Source organism: Pseudomonas sp. A-RE-19, assembly GCF_019956555.1.
Taxonomy (GTDB): Bacteria; Pseudomonadota; Gammaproteobacteria; order Pseudomonadales; family Pseudomonadaceae; genus Aquipseudomonas.
Window position 1 is genome coordinate 175932 of record NZ_JAHBDQ010000071.1, and the last position, 16625, is coordinate 192556.

Below are 16625 nucleotides of genomic sequence, written 5' to 3' on the forward strand. Positions count from 1 at the left end.
AACCGGGCAGGGCGCACCTGCAGGTCGATATTCACAACGGCGCGGGCGCCTTGTTGGCGCGGGTCGAAAAATACCTTTACGTGCGGCTCAAGCCGCAAGCGAGACAGGCTTAAAGCATGGAAATGCGCGCAGATCTGCTGATTGTCGGGGCCGGAATGGTCGGCAGTGCCCTGGCGCTGGCGTTACAAAACAGCGGGCTCGAAGTCCTGCTGCTGGACGGTAGCCCCTTGAGCGTCAAACCCTTCGATGGGCAGGCACCGTTCGAACCGCGAGTGAGTGCCTTGTCGGCGGCCAGCCAGCGGATTCTTGAGCGTCTGGGTGTCTGGGATGGCATCACCCAGCGACGCAGCAGCCCCTATACCGACATGCACGTCTGGGATGGCAGCGGCACGGGGCAAATTCATTTCTCGGCGACCAGTGTGCATGCCGAAGTGTTGGGGCATATCGTCGAAAACCGCGTGGTTCAAGACGCCTTGCTCGACCGACTGCACGACTGCGACCTCGGGATGCTGGCCAATGCGCGTCTGGAGCAGATGCGCCGCTCCGGTGATGACTGGCTGCTGACCCTGGCCGATGGCCGCACTTTGCGTGCACCGTTGGTGATCGCCGCGGATGGCGCCAACTCGGCCGTTCGGCGCCTGACCGGCGTTGCGACCCGCGAGTGGGATTACATGCACCACGCGATCGTTACCAGTGTGCGCAGCTCAAAACCTCATCGAATGACCGCCTGGCAGCGTTTCACCGACAACGGCCCGCTGGCGTTTCTGCCGCTGGAACGGGACGGTCAACAGGATTGGTGTTCGATCGTCTGGTCCACCACGCCGAGCGAAGCCGAACGCCTGATGGCTCTGGACGACGAAGGCTTCTGCAAGGAACTGGAGCGGGCCTTCGAAGGCTGTCTTGGCACGGTGCTCAGCGCTGACCCGCGCCTGTGCGTGCCGCTGCGTCAGCGTCATGCCAAGCGTTACGTGGCTGAAGGCCTGGCGCTGATCGGCGATGCGGCCCACACCATCCACCCGTTGGCGGGGCAGGGTGTGAACCTCGGTTTTCTCGATGCTGCGGTGCTGGCCGAAGTGCTGCTGCAAGCGGCCGATCGCGGCGAGCGGTTGGCGGACGTGAAAGTGCTCAGTCGCTACGAGCGTCGGCGCATGCCCCACAACCTGGCGTTGATGGCGGCGATGGAAGGGTTCGAGCGCTTGTTCCAGGCCGATCCGTTGCCGGTGCGCTGGTTGCGTAATACCGGTTTGAAGATGGTCGATCAGATGCCCGAGGCCAAGGCGTTGTTTGTGCGCGAGGCGCTTGGGTTGATCGGGGATCTGCCGGCGTTGGCCAAGGCCTGAAGCGGGCATGCCCCCTCGCCACATTTGTCATTCATTCGGTTGTGCAACATCCGGTAACGCCTCCGCTAACTGTTCGATTGAGAAGCGAAATGTGAGTCCTTATCATTTGGCATCACTTCCCCACTCGAGAGACCGCTTCCATGTTGGCACCCAAGCGTCTACTGACCGCACTGGCCCTGACCCTGATTGGCAGTACTGCCGCCCAGGCCGCCGACGAGGTAGTGGTTTACTCCTCGCGTATCGATGAGCTGATCAAACCGGTCTTCGATGCCTACACCCGGAAAACCGGCGTGCAGGTGAAGTTCATCACCGACAAGGAAGCGCCGCTGATGCAGCGGATCAAGGCCGAGGGTGAAAACGCCACCGCCGACCTGCTGCTGACCGTCGATGCCGGCAACCTCTGGCAGGCCGAGCAGATGGGCATCCTCCAGTCGTTCACTTCCAAGGTGATCGACGCCAATATCCCATTGCAATACCGCGCTTCTTCCCATGCCTGGACCGGCCTGAGCCTGCGGGCGCGGACCATCGCCTACTCCACCGACCGGGTGAAACCCGGTGAGCTGAGCACCTACGAGGCGCTGGCCGATAAACAGTGGGAAGGCCGCCTGTGCCTGCGCACGGCGAAGAAGGTCTACAACCAGTCCCTGACCGCCACCATGATCGAAGTCCATGGCGCCGAGAAAACCGAGAAGATCCTCAAGGGCTGGGTCAATAACCTGTCCACCGACGTGTTCTCCGACGATATCGCCGTGCTGGAGGCCATCAGTGCCGGTCAGTGCGATGTCGGCATCGTCAACACTTACTACTATGGCCGTCTGCACAAACAGAAGCCGGACCTGCCGGTGAAACTGTTCTGGCCGAATCAGGGCGACCGTGGCGTGCACGTCAACCTGTCGGGCATCGGCCTGACCAAGCACGCGCCGCACCCGGAAGCCGCCAAGGCGCTGGTGGAGTGGATGACCACGCCTGAAGCGCAGAAAATCTTCGCTGACGTGAACCAGGAATTCCCGGCCAACCCTGCCGTTCAGCCTTCAGCTGAAGTCGCGAGTTGGGGCAAGTTTGTGGCCGACACCTTGCCGGTGGAAATCGCCGGCAAGCGTCAGGCTGAAGCGATTCGGATGATGGATCGGGTTGGCTGGAACTGAGTTTGCTGTTTTAAAGATCAAAGGATCGCAGCCTGCGGCAGCTCCAGCATTGGGATGGTGTACACCCGATAGGAGCTGCCGCAGGCTGCGATCTTTTTGCGGTTTGCATACACTTCGCTGATTCACCTCGAGAGCTTTTCCTTGGCCCACCCTGCCCAACGCCGCTGGTATCCCCTGGTCTTTGCCATTGCCGCGCTGGTCCTGCTGCCCCTGAGCGTTCTGTTTCTCTCCTGGCAAACCATCGACCAGCAGATCTGGTCCCACCTGTGGGACACCCAGATGCCACGGCTGCTGGGCAATACCCTCACGCTGGTACTCGGCGTCGGTTTCGGCGTAACGCTGCTGGGTGTAAGCCTGGCCTGGCTCACCAGCCTCTGCGAGTTCCCCGGACGGCGTTGGCTGGACTGGGCGCTGATGCTGCCCTTTGCGATCCCGGCTTACGTGCTGGCATTCGTGTTCGTCGGCCTGCTGGATTTCGCCGGCCCCGTGCAAACCTTGCTGCGCGAATGGTTCGGCAGCGGTTTGAGGCTGCCGCGAGTGCGCTCCACCGGCGGTGTGATTCTGGTGCTGGTGCTGGTTTTCTATCCCTACGTTTACCTGTTGGCGCGTACTGCATTCCTGGCTCAGGGCAAAGGCTTGATGGAAGCCGCGCGAGTCCTTGGGCAATCCCCGTGGCAGGCCTTCTGGCGAGTGGCGTTGCCCATGGCTCGTCCGGCCATTGGCGCGGGGGTGGCATTGGCGCTGATGGAAACCCTGGCGGATTTCGGGGCGGTGTCGGTGTTCAACTTCGATACGTTTACCACCGCCATCTACAAAACCTGGTACGGCTTCTTCAGCCTCTCCACCGCCACGCAACTGGCCAGCCTGCTGCTGTTGGTGGTGATGGTCGTGCTGTATAGCGAGCGTCGGGCCCGGGGAGCCAACCGGGCGAGCAACGAGCGGCCACGAGTCAAGGCGCTGTATCACCTGCGTGGGGTCAAGGCGCTGGCGGCCATGAGCTGGTGTGGCTTGGTGTTTGCCTGCGCCTTCGTCATTCCCGTGCTGCAACTGGTGGTGTGGTTCTGGCAACGCGGGCGTTTCGATCTGGATGAGCGTTATACCGGTTTGATTGTGCATACCCTGTACCTGGGCGGCATGGCAGCGTTAATCACCGTCAGTGTTGCTCTGGTGCTGGCCTTTGCCCGTCGATTGGCGCCGACACGGGCAATCCGTTCCGGCATCAGTCTGGCCAACCTTGGCTATGCCTTGCCGGGCTCGGTGCTGGCGGTGTCGATCATGCTGGCGTTCAGTTACCTGGATCGCGAACTGGTGATCCCGCTGTCGGGCTGGCTTGGCGGCGCGGGTAAACCGTTGCTGCTGGGCAGTCTGTCGGCGTTGTTGCTGGCCTATCTGGTGCGTTTCATTGCCGTGGCCTATGGGCCGCTTGAAAGCAGCCTGGCGCGAATACGGCCATCTTTGCCCGAAGCAGCACGCAGCCTTGGCGTCAGTGGGCCGCGACTGTTTTTCAAGGTGTATCTGCCGCTGCTGTTGCCGGGCACGTTGAGCGCGGCATTGCTGGTGTTCGTCGACGTGCTCAAGGAAATGCCCGCGACCCTGCTGATGCGCCCGTTCGGCTGGGACACGCTGGCGGTGCGGATCTTTGAAATGACCAGCGAAGGCGAGTGGGCGAGGGCCTCGTTGCCGGCATTGACGCTGGTGTTGGTCGGGCTGTTACCGGTCATCGGATTGATCCGAAGGTCGGCGCATCGAAACACCTAGGTGTCAGTCCTACACCTTGCGGCTACAATGCGCGGCATTCGGTGCGGTCCGTCCTTCAGACCGGGTCGCTGAAATCGGCTGAAAGCCTTTTATTTCAAGGTATTTCACCCCGTGCAGCGCCTGCCCGCACCTTCGCCACGCCCGGAAGGAGAAACCCATGGGACAGCGTACGCCTCTGTATGACCTTCATCTCGCCCTCGGCGCGAAGATGGTCGATTTTGGCGGTTGGGATATGCCTCTGCATTACGGCTCGCAGGTCGAGGAACACCATCAGGTGCGCCGCGATTGCGGGGTTTTCGATGTATCCCACATGACCGTGATCGATGTTGACGGCCCCCAGGCCAAGGCCTGGCTTCAGTATTTACTGGCCAATGACGTCGAACGTCTGCATAGCCCCGGCCGTGCCTTGTACAGCGCCATGCTCAACGAGCACGGCGGCATCGTCGACGACATGATCGTCTACCGCCTCGAGGATGGTTATCGCCTGGTGGTCAACGCCTCCACCCGCAATCAGGACCTGGCCTGGATGCAGGCTCATCTCGGCGACTTCGAGGTGCGGCTCAACGAGCGCTCCGAACTGGCGATGCTGGCCATTCAAGGGCCTCACGCCCGGCACAAGATTGCCGAGCTGGTGACCCAGTCTCGTGGCGCATTGATCCAGCGGCTCAAATATTTCGAAGGTCAGACCGACGGTGACTGGTTCATCGCGCGCACCGGTTATACCGGTGAGGATGGTCTGGAAATCGTGCTGCCGGCCGATCAGGCGCCGGGGTTCTTCAACGATCTGGTGGGCGCGGGCATTTCCCCGATCGGTCTCGGCGCGCGGGATACCTTGCGAGTCGAAGCCGGCATGAACCTCTACGGTCAGGACATTCATCAAGAGGTTTCACCGCTGGCCTCCAACATGGCCTGGAGCATTGCCTGGGAACCGGCCACCCGCCAGTTCATCGGTCGCAGCGCCCTGGAAGCGGAAAAAGCCAGCGGCGTGCAGCACAAACTGGTCGGCCTGGTCCTTGAAGAGCGTGGAGTTTTGCGTGCGCATCAGGTGGTTCGCATCGCCGATGTTGGCGAAGGGGAGATCACCAGTGGTAGTTTCTCTCCTACGCTTAGCAAGTCGATTGCGCTGGCGCGCGTGCCGGTGGCCACCGCCGACCGCGCTGAAGTGGAAATCCGTGGCAAGTGGTACCCGGTTCGAGTGGTCAAACCGACCTTCGTACGCCATGGCAAAACCTTGATCTAACTTTTTCTGGCGGGAATGACCGCTGACATTTTTCTTGAGGACACAGAACATGAGCGAAATCCCTGTCGACCTGCGTTTTGCCGAAAGTCACGAATGGGCCCGCCTGGACCATGATGGCGGCGTGAAAGTGGGTATCTCAGACCATGCTCAGGAAGCCTTGGGTGACGTAGTGTTCGTCGAGCTGCCGGAAATCGGCAAAGTGTTCAAGGCTGGTGAGGCTGCGGGTGTGGTGGAGTCGGTCAAGGCCGCGTCGGATATCTACTCGCCAGTCTCTGGTACCGTCATTGCCATCAACGAAGAGTTGGCCAACAGCCCGGAACTGGTCAACAGCGCGCCTTATGACAGCTGGTTCTTCAAACTCGAGCCAAGCGATACCTCCGAGCTGGACAAGCTGCTCGACCCGGCGGCCTACAAGGCTGCTATCGGCGAGTAATGCTCGCCCCGTAGGAGCTGCCGCAGGCTGCGATCTTTTGATCTTGTTTTTTTAAATCAAAGTCAAAAGATCGCAGCCTTCGGCAGCTCCTACAAAGGCAGAGTCAAGGCCGCAAGACCGCTTTGACCGCCGCCACCGAACGCTCGACATCGGCCTTGCTCATGGCTGTAAACATCGGCAGCGAGACGATCAGTCGTCCGACCCGTTCGGCTACCGGGAACATGCCTTCCTTGAACCCGCGTTCGCGGTAAAGACTCAGCAGGTGGATCGGCGGGTAGTGATAGCCGATACCAACCCCCAGTGCCTGCATCTGCTCCATGAAAGCAGCCCGTGCCGGTTGGCCATCCTGGCGCTCAGGCAGCACCAGTTGGAACAAATGCCAATTGCTGTTCGCGAAATCCGCCGGTGGCAGTTGAGCCCCGTATTGCGCTTCGAAGTCCTCGCCAAAACAGGCGAAATAATGTTTGGCCAGCTCACGACGATGAGCGGTGATGGCCTCGATGTGGGCAAATTGTCCCAGGCCAATGGCCGCCGCGACATCGGTCATGTTGAACTTGCCGCCCAGCACGTCAACGTCCAGCCCATCGAAACCGCTGCGGGTGACGCCCTGCAAGCGGTACTTTTCCGCCAGCCGCGCTTCCTCGTCATTGTTCAGTACCAGGCACCCGCCTTCCGAGCAGGTGATGTTCTTGTTCGCCTGGAAACTGAAGGACACGAAATCGCCCGTCGCACCGATGCGTTGTCCATTCCAGCTCGAACCCAATGCTTGGGCAGCGTCTTCCACCACTCGCAAACCGTGCTTTTTGGCAATCGCATAAAGGTGCGTCATGTCTACGGGCAGTCCCGCGAGAAACACCGGGATGATGGCTTTGGTGCGCGGGGCAATCGCAGCTTCAAGCTGAGCCAGGTCGATATTGCGGGTGACCGGGTCGATGTCGGCAAACACCGGTGTAGCGCCAACCTCCAGAATCACGTTGGCGGTGGCTACCCAGGAAATCGGCGTGGTGATCACTTCATCGCCCGGTCCGACTCCGGCAATACGCAGTGCGATTTCCATGGTGCAGGTGCCGGAATTGAACGTGCGCACCGGGCGCCCGCCAAAGTATTCCGAGAGTTGCGCCTCAAAAGCCTGAACCTTGGGGCCGCTGGTAATCCAGCCCGAGCGCAGCACATCGCCGACAGCGGCAATCGTGGCTTCATCGATGGTGGGTTTGGAGAAGGGCAGGAAAGACAGTTGGCTCATAAATGTAGACATCCGATCAGCGAACGTTTGTAGGCGCCGAGGATGATGATATGGATTGACCAATAGCGCCACGCCATCCGTGCGGGTATCGACTGCTATGCTGGTTTGACCGAGTTGCATCGACGCTGAGCGCCAGCAAAGAGAGAGCCCGTCATGTCCCAGTTGCCGTCCTTGAGTCAGTTACGCGACCCCAATGCCTTCCTGCGCCGCCACCTGGGCCCCGATGCCGCCGAGCAACAGGCGATGCTCGACAGCCTCGGTCTTGGCAGCAGGGTCGAGTTGATCGAGCAGACGGTGCCGCCGGGAATTCGCCTCAACCGACCGCTGGACCTGCCGCCCGCCCTTGATGAAGAAGCCGCCCTGGCCAAACTGCGAGGCTACGCCGAGCAGAACCAGGTCTGGACCAGCCTGATCGGCATGGGATACCACGGCACGCTCACACCGGCCGTCATCTTGCGTAACGTGCTGGAAAACCCTGGTTGGTACACCGCCTACACGCCCTATCAGCCGGAGATTGCCCAAGGGCGACTCGAAGCGTTGTTGAATTTTCAACAACTGACCATCGACCTGACCGGCCTGGAACTGGCCAACGCCTCGTTGCTGGATGAGGCCACGGCGGCAGCCGAGGCCATGGCACTGGCCAAGCGGGTCGCCAAATCCAGAAGCAATCTTTTTTTCGTCGATGAGAGTTGCCACCCTCAGACCATTTCCGTGGTGCAGACCCGGGCCGAAGGGTTCGGTTTCGAGCTGATCATCGATGCTGTGGATAACTTGAAGCAGCACCAAGTGTTCGGCGCGCTGCTGCAATATCCCAATACCCATGGCGAAATTCATGATTTGCGTCCATTGATCGATCATTTGCATGCCCAGCAAGCCCTGGCCTGTGTGGCGACCGATCTGCTGAGCCTGCTGTTGCTGACCCCGCCGGGTGAGTTGGGCGCCGACGTGGTGTTCGGTTCGTCCCAGCGCTTTGGTGTGCCGATGGGCTACGGCGGTCCCCACGCGGCGTTTTTTGCCAGTCGCGACGAATACAAGCGAGCCATTCCCGGGCGGATCATCGGCGTGTCGAAAGATGCTCGCGGCAACGTCGCCCTGCGCATGGCTCTGCAAACCCGCGAGCAACATATCCGCAGGGAGAAGGCTAACTCGAACATCTGCACCGCCCAGGTGCTGCTGGCCAATATCGCCAGTTTCTATGCGGTCTACCATGGCCCGGAAGGGCTCAAACGGATTGCCCAACGCGTCCATCGGCTGACCTGCATCCTCGCTGCCGGCCTGGAACGCCACGGCATTACACGGCTGAACCGACACTTCTTCGACACCCTGACCCTGGAGGTCGGTGGCACTCAGACCGCGATCATCGACAGTGCCCAGGCAGCACGGATCAACTTGCGCATTCTCGGCCGTGGGCGGTTGGGCCTGAGCCTGGATGAAACCTGTGACGAAAGCACCGTGGCGAAACTGTTCGATGTGTTTCTCGGTGCCGATCATGGGCTCAACGTCGACGAACTGGACGCTGAAACCCTGGAGTCCGGCATTCCTGCCGGATTGCAGCGCAGTACGCCGTATCTGCGTCATCCCGTGTTCAGCGCTCATCACAGCGAAACCGAAATGCTGCGCTATCTCAAGCAGCTGGAAAACAAAGACCTGGCGCTCAATCAATCGATGATCCCGCTGGGCTCCTGCACCATGAAACTCAATGCCACCAGCGAGATGATCCCGATCACCTGGCCGCAGTTCGCCAACCTGCACCCGTTCGTGCCGAAAGAACAGGCGGCAGGTTATTCGTTGATGATCGAGGAGCTGGAGCGCTGGCTCTGCGCGATCACCGGTTTCGATGCGATCTGCATGCAGCCCAACTCGGGCGCTCAGGGCGAGTACGCCGGGTTGCTGGCGATTCGCAAATATCACGAGAGCCGCCATCAGGGCGCGCGGGATATCTGCCTGATCCCGTCCTCGGCCCACGGGACCAACCCGGCTTCGGCGCAAATGGCCGGGATGCGGGTGGTGATCGTCGAGTGCGACGAGGCAGGTAATGTCGATCTGGAAGACCTGAAAGAAAAGGCCATAGAGGCGGGGGACAAACTCGCCTGCCTGATGGCGACGTATCCTTCGACCCATGGGGTCTATGAGGAAGGCATCAGCGAGATCTGTGAAGTTATCCACCGCCATGGCGGTCAGGTGTACATGGATGGCGCCAACCTCAACGCGCAGGTTGGATTGGCGCGACCGGCAGACATCGGTGCCGACGTGTCGCACATGAACCTGCACAAAACCTTCTGCATTCCCCATGGCGGTGGCGGACCGGGGATGGGCCCGATTGGCGTCCGGGCGCACCTGGCGCCGTTCGTCGCCAATCACCCGGTGGTGCCAATCGAAGGCCCGTTGCCGGAGAACGGCGCGGTGAGCGCGGCCCCTTGGGGCAGTGCAAGCATTTTGCCCATCAGCTGGATGTACATCGCCATGATGGGGCCGCAATTGGCGGATGCGAGTGAGGTGGCGATCCTCGCCGCGAATTACCTGGCGCGGCATTTGTCCGGGGCGTTCCCGGTGCTCTACACCGGGCGCAACGAGCGAGTGGCCCACGAATGCATCCTCGACTTGCGACCGCTCAAGGCGCAAACCGGCATCAGTGAAGAGGACGTTGCCAAGCGGCTGATGGATTATGGCTTTCATGCGCCGACCATGTCGTTCCCGGTGCCGGGGACCTTGATGGTCGAACCGACCGAGAGCGAGTCGAAGGCGGAGCTGGACCGTTTTATCGGTGCGATGCTGAGCATTCGCGCGGAAATCACCGAAGTGCAGAACGGCAATTGGTCGGCTGAGGACAACCCGCTGAAACGCTCACCGCATACCTTGGCTGACATCACTGGCGTTTGGGAGCGGCCGTACAGCATCGAACAGGCCGTCACGCCGGATGCTCACACCAAGGCTCACAAATACTGGCCGGTGGTGAACCGGGTGGACAATGTCTACGGTGACCGGAATCTGTTTTGTGCATGTGTGCCGGTGGATGATTACCGCTGAAGTACGGAACACACTAACCCAATGTGGGAGCGAGCCTGCTCGCGATAGCGGTTCAACATTCACCATCGATGTCGACTGAAACACCGCTTTCGCGAGCAGGCTCGCTCCCACAATGAATTGCATCAAGCAAAAAAATGCCGCTCATGGGAGCGGCATTTTGTTGAGCAGCGAACCTTATTCCGAAGCGACCGCATTCTTCGCCAGGATTGCGTTCGCCAGTTCCATGTCCGTGGCTTGCAGGCCAGGGTTGTCGGCGCGGACTTTCTGCATCGCAGCTTCCAGGTAGGGGCCGCGAATGGCGCCGTCACTGGCGACAAAGCTGCCGGCGTCGTCCTGGGCGGCGACGACCAGCTTGTGATCCCTTGAGGTCAGGTAGGACGTACCGGTGGTGGCACCGGAAGTAAGGACGTTACGCAAAAAGCTGTCATCAGCCATCGCCGAACCGACTTGAAGGGACAACACGGCGAAGGTAGCGACAGCAAGTTTGAGACGCATAAAAGGTGACTCCACTGGGTTTTAACTGCGGCGTTGGATTGCCAACTACCCAATCGAGTTCCGTGACGTCCGCAGGCTGCGATCTTTTGATTTTCGCTTTTAAAAACAAGATCAAAAGATCGCAGCCTGCGGCAGCTCCTACGGGGAATACAGGCTTTGCAGCTGCTACAACAAGGCGTGTATCGGCATGAAGCCTACTTCTGCTCACTTTGCGGCGTTACTCGCAATACTTCCTCGATCGTCGTCAAACCCGCCGCCACTTTCTGCGCGCCGGACAAGCGCAAACTGCGCATGCCTTCCTTGAATGCCTGACGCCGGACCGCCAGCAGATCGGTGTCGGGGTTGATCAGCCCTTTGATGCCGTCCGTCAGTTGCATGATTTCGTAAACCCCGGCGCGACCGCGATAGCCGGTTTCGCGGCATTCCAGGCAACCGATGGCGCGCTGTGCATTGCCTGGCAGTGGTGCTTGCCAGGGTCGGGTCAGGGTATGCCAGTCGTCCTCGCCCAGTGCCAGCGGTGCCTTGCAATGCGGGCATAAGGTACGGACCAGACGCTGGGCCATGACTCCGAGCACCGTGGCTTTGATCAGGTAATGCGGCACACCGAGTTCCAGCAGGCGACTGATGGCGCTTGGAGCGTCGTTGGTGTGCAACGTCGACAACACCAGGTGGCCGGTGAGTGCCGCCTGAATCGCCATCTCGGCGGTTTCAAGGTCGCGGATCTCGCCGATCATGATGATGTCCGGGTCTTGCCGCATCAGCGCGCGCACGCCGGCGGCAAAGGTCAGGTCGATGTTGTGCTGGACCTGCATCTGATTGAACGCCGGCTCGACCATTTCGATCGGGTCTTCGATGGTGCAGAGATTGACCTCCGGTGTCGCCAGTTTCTTGAGCGTGGTGTACAGCGTCGTGGTCTTGCCCGAACCGGTCGGCCCGGTCACCAGAATGATGCCATTGGGCTGGCGGATCATGTCTTGCCAGCGACGCAGGTCATCGGCGGAAAAACCCAGCTGATCGAAATCCTTGAGCAGCACTTCCGGGTCGAAGATCCGCATGACCATCTTCTCGCCGAACGCCGTCGGCAGTGTCGACAGCCGCAGTTCGACTTCGCCGCCGTCCGGGGTTTTGGTCTTGACCCGACCGTCCTGGGGTTTGCGCTTTTCCGCGACGTTCATCCGCCCCAGGCTTTTCAGGCGGCTGACGATGGCCATGGTCACCTGCGGCGGGAATTGATAGACGTTGTGCAGCACGCCGTCGATGCGAAAGCGCACCGTGCCTTGCTCGCGCCGGGGCTCGATGTGGATATCGCTGGCCCGCTGCTGGAACGCGTACTGGAACAGCCAATCGACGATGTTGACGATGTGCGCGTCGTTGGCGTCCGGCTCCTGATCGCTGGCGCCGAGGTTGAGCAACTGTTCGAAGTTGCCCAGGGTGCTTATTTGCTGATCAGCGTTGGTGGCACCGGTGACCGATTTGGCCAGGCGGAAAAACTCCACGCTGAAGCGCTGGATATCCACCGGGTTGGCTACTACGCGCTTGATTGGCAGCTTCAGCACATGGGTCAGGTCGGCTTCCCACCCATTGACGAAGGGCTGGGCGCTGGCCACGGTGACGGCATCGCGGTCGATGGACACCGCCAGAATCTTGTGGCGTTGGGCAAAGGCATAAGACATCAGCGGCGTGATGGCCGCGACGTTGATTTTCAGTGGGTCGATGCGCAAATAAGGCTGGCCGGCCTGTTGGGACAGCCACAGGGTCAGTCTTTCCAGATCGAGGTGTTTGCCGGGACGGCTGAGGTCGTCCAGGTGTTGGCCTGCGATGAATTCCAGCGGGTGCTGCTGACCATTCGCAGCGTGACGGCGGCGGGCGTTGAGTGCGTGCTCGGCCGAATCCTGGCTGATAAAGCCTTGGGCGACCAGTTCGCGCAGCAAATCATTAAGGTCCAGCCAGCGGTCCTGAGTGGCAAGTTGAACGGACATGCGGGCTCCTTATGAACAACAGTTCGCAAAGGATAGCCGCGCAGCCGCAGACCGTTGGGCCACTACCCGACCAAGGCATGTCGAGTTTTTTCAACCTGCTGCCTGGGCCGGTTGTTCCCATGCAGAATCAGCGGCTTGCAGATCCACCGAGCAGACGCTGATCAGGTTACGTAATTTTTCCGCGATCACTTGGGCACGGTGCCAACTCAGGCCGTCCATGACAATGTCGACCGACAGCAGATCGTCCATGCGCTGCACGTTGACCTGCTGCGGCGTCAGAAACTGCAAGGCGAACAGATTTAACGCCCGACACAGCAGATCCGGCTCGGCCTCGGCCAGCAATTGATAGTGAACGCGGCAGTGGGCGTTGCTGACGTTCCAGACATCGGCGCGGGCAGACGGGGTGTTCACGGCTTCTAAATGCGGCATGGTCGGGCTCCAAAATGACTGGAGGAATTTTTACATTCGGTGCCGGGTATTTCTTATCTATGATTGGGCTTATTGACCATTTATCGAATGGATCAATTCGATTTAGTACCCACGATAGGTTTTTTTATGCACAGCGAGCTGGATGGCTACGACCGCAAGATTCTCGCGTTGCTGCAAGAGGACGCTTCGCTTTCCAGCGCGCAGATCGCCGAACAGGTGGGGCTCTCGCAGTCGCCGTGCTGGCGACGGATTCAGCGGATGAAGGAGGAGGGGATCATTCGCGCTCAGGTGACGTTGCTTGACCGGAAGAAAATCGGCCTTAACACGCAGATCTTCGCCGAGATCAAACTCAACGCCCACGGACGTTCGAACTTCACTGAATTCACCGAAGCGATTCGCGGCTTTCCCGAAGTGCTGGAGTGTTATGTGCTGATGGGGTCGGTGGATTTCTTGCTGCGGATCGTCACGGCGGACATCGAGGCTTATGAGCGTTTCTTCTTCGAGAAGCTGTCGATGGTGCCGGGGATTCAAGAGGTCAACTCGATCGTGGCTTTATCTGAAATCAAGTCCACGACGAGTTTGCCGGTGTTGCGGGGTTAGAGATTTTCAGCGTTTGTGCGGGCCTCTTCGCGGGCAAGCCTCGCTCCTACAAGGGCAACATGATCTCTTGTAGGAGCGAGGCTTGCCCGCGAAGGCGGTATTACATGCGCAAAAGCATTTTCCAGGCACGATTCTGATACACCGCAATCGCCTGCTGCTTACGCGCATCCAGTGATTCATCGGTGATCGGTTCGTTGGCCAGTTGCGCCAGTTTGTTCAGCTCGCCGTAAAGACGATCCATTTCCGGGATGTCCAGCACATTACGGGCATGGTGCAGCCAGGCCTGGATGCGCTCGATGCGCGGCAGCTGTTCGGCCAGGTCTTCCGGCTGTTGCTGGTAACGCTGCAATTGCAGCGAGTTGGCTTCTTCGCCCAGCAGGCGTGGCAGCCAGCTGCCCAGTTGCGCAGCGCCCTGGCGATTGCCGCGGACGTTGCGATCGGCAGCCCAGGTGCGGGCCAGCAACCAACGCGAAGTGTTCAGCGAGAACAGGCCCCAACGTGGGTCTTCCAGTTCTTCGAGGAACTGCTCCGGCGCGGCTTTGCGTACGTCTTCGTCGTCGACCCCGGCTTGCACCAGCGGACGCCAGTCTTCGAGCAAGGCGTCCAGCGCGACGCGCAGATCGTGCGTCGACTGACGCGGCGCGGCTTGGCCCAGGCTGCTGAGTAACGCGCGCAATTCAGCCAGGTTTTCGACCCAGTCCAGCAACAGGCGCCAGTGGCCATTGAAGCGATATTGCTCGGCCAGACGTTGACTGCTGCTCAGCAAATGCCAGCTCAACGCGGCGAACGCATCGTCCAGGGGCATTTCGGCGGTGATCTGTGGCGCCGGCAAGCTCAGCGAGTAACTGTTGGCATCGAACAGGCGATAACCGCGCTCGGCCTTGCTGATGTCACATGGCATCAGTGGCAGGGTCGCAGCCAGTTCGGCGGCCAGTTCCAGCAGCGCGGCCGGTTCGCCTTCGCGCAGTTCCAGTTCCAGCTCGCAGATTTCTTCTTTCTGCTTGCCGACCACCACGTGGCCCAGGTCCAGCGCGGCTTCGATGACCACTTTGGTCTTGCCACGGCCCCAAGCGATTTCCGCGCGTTCGCGAACGAAATCGGTGGTGAAGATGGCTTTCAGGGTTTTCTTGTCCAGCTCGGCCAACTCTTCGGGCCAGCATTCACCGTCGAGTTTCTTAACATCGAGCTTGGCTTTGGGCAGGGACCAGTCGTACTCGTGACGCTCGGACAGACCGGCGACGCTCTGGCCACGGGTCTTGAGGGTCTGAATCACTTCTTCGCCATCGCGGCGCAAGCGCAGGGCAACCTTGGCGCGGGCCAGATCGCGCTCAGGCGTGTCGAAGTACTGGTTCATCAGTTCACGGCGTTCCCAGCCACTTTTGTTGCGTTTTTTCAGTAATGGGTGCTCGCGCAGGGCCGCGAGGGTTTCGCGGCTGACGCGGAGTTTGATTTCGGTTTCTTTCTGCATGGCCGGAAAATCCAGGATCGGGAGCGCAGCCGGGGGAATGTGTGGCTGCCAAGGTCGTGCAGTGTACAGGACTGAAGGGGTGTAGGGTCTGTTGACACTTGGTGGCGAAAGACCCTACGCACCGCTGCGGTTTATTCCTGTCGCCGGATGGTTCTATGATGGACTTCAATTCGCGAGTTGGGAGTCAGCGATGCCTTTGCCATCCATGAGAGATCAGTTCGCTGCGCTGATCGCCGCGCCGTCCGTCAGCTGTACCCAACCCAGCCTGGATCAAACCAATCGGCCGGTCATCGACTTGCTGGCGACCTGGCTCGGGGACCTGGGTTTTTCCTGTGACATCCAGCAGGTCAGCCCCGGCAAATTCAATCTGCTGGCCAGTTTCGGTTCCGGCCCCGGCGGCCTGGTGCTGGCGGGTCACAGCGATACGGTGCCGTTCGACGAGGCACTGTGGCAGACCAACCCGCTGGAATTGACGGAAGTGGAGGGTCGCTGGGTCGGCCTGGGCAGTTGCGACATGAAGGGTTTTTTCGCCCTGGCCATCGAAGCCGTCAAACCCTTGCTCGACCAACCGTTCAAGCAGCCGTTACTGATCCTCGCGACCTGCGATGAAGAAAGCTCGATGTCCGGTGCTCGCGCCCTGGCCGCAGCCGGACGTCCGCTGGGCCGGGCAGCGGTGATCGGCGAACCGACCGGGCTCAAGCCGATCCGGATGCACAAAGGCATCATGATGGAACGCATCGACATCCTCGGTCAGAGCGGCCATTCCTCGGACCCGCGCCTGGGCCATAGCGCCCTCGAAGCCATGCACGACGCCATCGGCGAACTGCGCGGCTTGCGCCTGGCGTGGCAGCGCGAATTTCGTAACCCTCAGTTCAGCGTGCCGCAGCCGACGATGAATTTCGGCTGCATTCACGGCGGCGATAACCCCAACCGCATCTGCGGCCAGTGCTCGCTGGAGTTCGACCTGCGTCCGTTGCCGGGCATGGACCCCAAAGCCCTGCGTGCGGCGATTTTGCAGAAGCTCAATCCGATTGCCGAACGGCATCAGGTGAAGATCGATTACGCGCCGCTGTTCCCCGAAGTGCCATCCTTCGAGCAGGCCGAGGACTCGGAATTGGTGAGAGTCGCCGAAAAGCTCACCGGCCATCGCGCCGAAGCAGTGGCGTTCGGCACGGAAGCGCCTTATCTTCAGCGTCTTGGTTGTGAAACATTGGTGTTGGGACCGGGTGACATCGCCTGCGCTCACCAACCGGGGGAATTCCTCGAAATGTCACGTTTGCAGCCTACCGTGCATCTATTACGTCAACTGATTGAACATTACTGCCTGACGCCGGCCGTATAAATTGCCGATGTCACAACCCGTACTTATGAGGAGAGCGCGCGTGTCGCCAAGCCTGTTCCGACGATAACCATCAGCCCGCTGTGCGTTTACTGCCTTACCCTTTTTTCGGCTGCTATTTATTACAGG

At 60.3% G+C, this 16625-nt stretch carries 13 protein-coding genes and 1 pseudogene; 9 read left to right on the forward strand and 5 right to left on the reverse strand.

Translation table 11 applies throughout. The features are described from left to right. Window positions 1–17 precede the first annotated feature (17 nt). The 6 genes and pseudogenes from KGB14_RS27335 to gcvH all read left to right on the forward strand — a co-directional run. Window positions 18–113 (forward strand): annotated as a pseudogene (locus KGB14_RS27335) (tetrameric acyl-CoA thioesterase); the annotation flags it as partial. Window positions 114–122: 9 nt separating this feature from the next. Then, window positions 123–1340 (forward strand): 2-octaprenyl-3-methyl-6-methoxy-1,4-benzoquinol hydroxylase, encoded by a 1218-nt coding sequence (locus tag KGB14_RS27340; protein ID WP_223490637.1) that lies wholly within the window; start codon window positions 123–125, stop codon window positions 1338–1340. A gap of 140 nt (window positions 1341–1480) precedes the next feature. Then, window positions 1481–2485: an extracellular solute-binding protein gene (locus tag KGB14_RS27345; RefSeq protein WP_223490566.1), complete on the forward strand. Its 1005-nt coding sequence runs from the start codon at window positions 1481–1483 to the stop codon at window positions 2483–2485. 141 nt (window positions 2486–2626) lie between these two features. After that, on the forward strand, window positions 2627–4243 hold the full coding sequence (locus KGB14_RS27350; protein WP_223490569.1) for an ABC transporter permease: 1617 nt from the start codon (window positions 2627–2629) through the stop codon (window positions 4241–4243). A 157-nt stretch (window positions 4244–4400) separates the two neighbouring features. After that, window positions 4401–5483 (forward strand): glycine cleavage system aminomethyltransferase GcvT, encoded by a 1083-nt coding sequence (gcvT, locus tag KGB14_RS27355; RefSeq protein ID WP_223490571.1) that lies wholly within the window; start codon window positions 4401–4403, stop codon window positions 5481–5483. Between the two features lie 49 nt (window positions 5484–5532). After that, window positions 5533–5916: a glycine cleavage system protein GcvH gene (gcvH, locus tag KGB14_RS27360; protein ID WP_223490573.1), complete on the forward strand. Its 384-nt coding sequence runs from the start codon at window positions 5533–5535 to the stop codon at window positions 5914–5916. A 103-nt stretch (window positions 5917–6019) separates the two neighbouring features. On the opposite strand, the gene KGB14_RS27365 is transcribed toward gcvH, so the two are convergent. Continuing rightward, window positions 6020–7159, reverse strand: coding sequence for a DegT/DnrJ/EryC1/StrS family aminotransferase (locus tag KGB14_RS27365; protein WP_223490575.1), 1140 nt, complete (start codon window positions 7157–7159; stop codon window positions 6020–6022). Window positions 7160–7312: 153 nt separating this feature from the next. On the opposite strand from KGB14_RS27365, the gene gcvP reads away from it, so the two are divergent. Continuing rightward, window positions 7313–10186, forward strand: a complete 2874-nt coding sequence (gcvP, locus tag KGB14_RS27370) for an aminomethyl-transferring glycine dehydrogenase (RefSeq protein ID WP_223490577.1) — start codon at window positions 7313–7315, stop codon at window positions 10184–10186. A gap of 174 nt (window positions 10187–10360) precedes the next feature. Here the strand turns inward: gcvP and KGB14_RS27375 are convergent, their stop codons facing one another. From KGB14_RS27375 to KGB14_RS27385, 3 genes are all read right to left on the reverse strand, one after another. Further along, window positions 10361–10681, reverse strand: coding sequence for a DUF2388 domain-containing protein (locus KGB14_RS27375; RefSeq protein ID WP_223490579.1), 321 nt, complete (start codon window positions 10679–10681; stop codon window positions 10361–10363). A gap of 194 nt (window positions 10682–10875) precedes the next feature. Beyond that, window positions 10876–12660 (reverse strand): GspE/PulE family protein, encoded by a 1785-nt coding sequence (locus KGB14_RS27380; RefSeq protein WP_223490581.1) that lies wholly within the window; start codon window positions 12658–12660, stop codon window positions 10876–10878. 90 nt (window positions 12661–12750) lie between these two features. Beyond that, window positions 12751–13089 carry a hypothetical protein gene (locus KGB14_RS27385; RefSeq protein WP_223490582.1) on the reverse strand — a complete coding sequence of 113 codons (339 nt, stop codon included), beginning with the start codon at window positions 13087–13089 and terminating at the stop codon, window positions 12751–12753. 126 nt (window positions 13090–13215) lie between these two features. Between KGB14_RS27385 and KGB14_RS27390 the strand changes: the two genes are divergently transcribed. Continuing rightward, the gene (locus KGB14_RS27390) at window positions 13216–13689 is read left to right on the forward strand and encodes an Lrp/AsnC family transcriptional regulator (protein WP_008076029.1); all 474 of its coding nucleotides are present in this window, start codon (window positions 13216–13218) and stop codon (window positions 13687–13689) included. A gap of 100 nt (window positions 13690–13789) precedes the next feature. On the opposite strand, the gene KGB14_RS27395 is transcribed toward KGB14_RS27390, so the two are convergent. After that, window positions 13790–15157, reverse strand: coding sequence for an inorganic triphosphatase (locus tag KGB14_RS27395; protein WP_223490591.1), 1368 nt, complete (start codon window positions 15155–15157; stop codon window positions 13790–13792). Window positions 15158–15347: 190 nt separating this feature from the next. On the opposite strand from KGB14_RS27395, the gene argE reads away from it, so the two are divergent. Then, complete coding sequence (argE, locus tag KGB14_RS27400; protein WP_223490593.1) at window positions 15348–16499, forward strand: acetylornithine deacetylase; 1152 nt, start codon at window positions 15348–15350, stop codon at window positions 16497–16499. The last annotated feature ends 126 nt before the right edge of the window (window positions 16500–16625 follow it).

Excerpts from the sequence above, each read along its gene's own strand:
- argE (WP_223490593.1), top strand. The coding sequence starts at position 15,348 with ATGCCTTTGCCATCCATGAGAGATCAGTTCGCTGCGCTGATCGCCGCG.
- KGB14_RS27390 (WP_008076029.1), top strand. The coding sequence starts at position 13,216 with ATGCACAGCGAGCTGGATGGCTACGACCGCAAGATTCTCGCGTTGCTG.
- KGB14_RS27380 (WP_223490581.1), bottom strand. The coding sequence starts at position 12,660 with ATGTCCGTTCAACTTGCCACTCAGGACCGCTGGCTGGACCTTAATGAT.
- KGB14_RS27395 (WP_223490591.1), bottom strand. The coding sequence starts at position 15,157 with ATGCAGAAAGAAACCGAAATCAAACTCCGCGTCAGCCGCGAAACCCTC.
- gcvT (WP_223490571.1), top strand. The coding sequence starts at position 4,401 with ATGGGACAGCGTACGCCTCTGTATGACCTTCATCTCGCCCTCGGCGCG.
- KGB14_RS27365 (WP_223490575.1), bottom strand. The coding sequence starts at position 7,159 with ATGAGCCAACTGTCTTTCCTGCCCTTCTCCAAACCCACCATCGATGAA.
- KGB14_RS27385 (WP_223490582.1), bottom strand. The coding sequence starts at position 13,089 with ATGCCGCATTTAGAAGCCGTGAACACCCCGTCTGCCCGCGCCGATGTC.
- gcvP (WP_223490577.1), top strand. The coding sequence starts at position 7,313 with ATGTCCCAGTTGCCGTCCTTGAGTCAGTTACGCGACCCCAATGCCTTC.
- KGB14_RS27375 (WP_223490579.1), bottom strand. The coding sequence starts at position 10,681 with ATGCGTCTCAAACTTGCTGTCGCTACCTTCGCCGTGTTGTCCCTTCAA.
- gcvH (WP_223490573.1), top strand. The coding sequence starts at position 5,533 with ATGAGCGAAATCCCTGTCGACCTGCGTTTTGCCGAAAGTCACGAATGG.
- KGB14_RS27340 (WP_223490637.1), top strand. The coding sequence starts at position 123 with ATGCGCGCAGATCTGCTGATTGTCGGGGCCGGAATGGTCGGCAGTGCC.
- KGB14_RS27345 (WP_223490566.1), top strand. The coding sequence starts at position 1,481 with ATGTTGGCACCCAAGCGTCTACTGACCGCACTGGCCCTGACCCTGATT.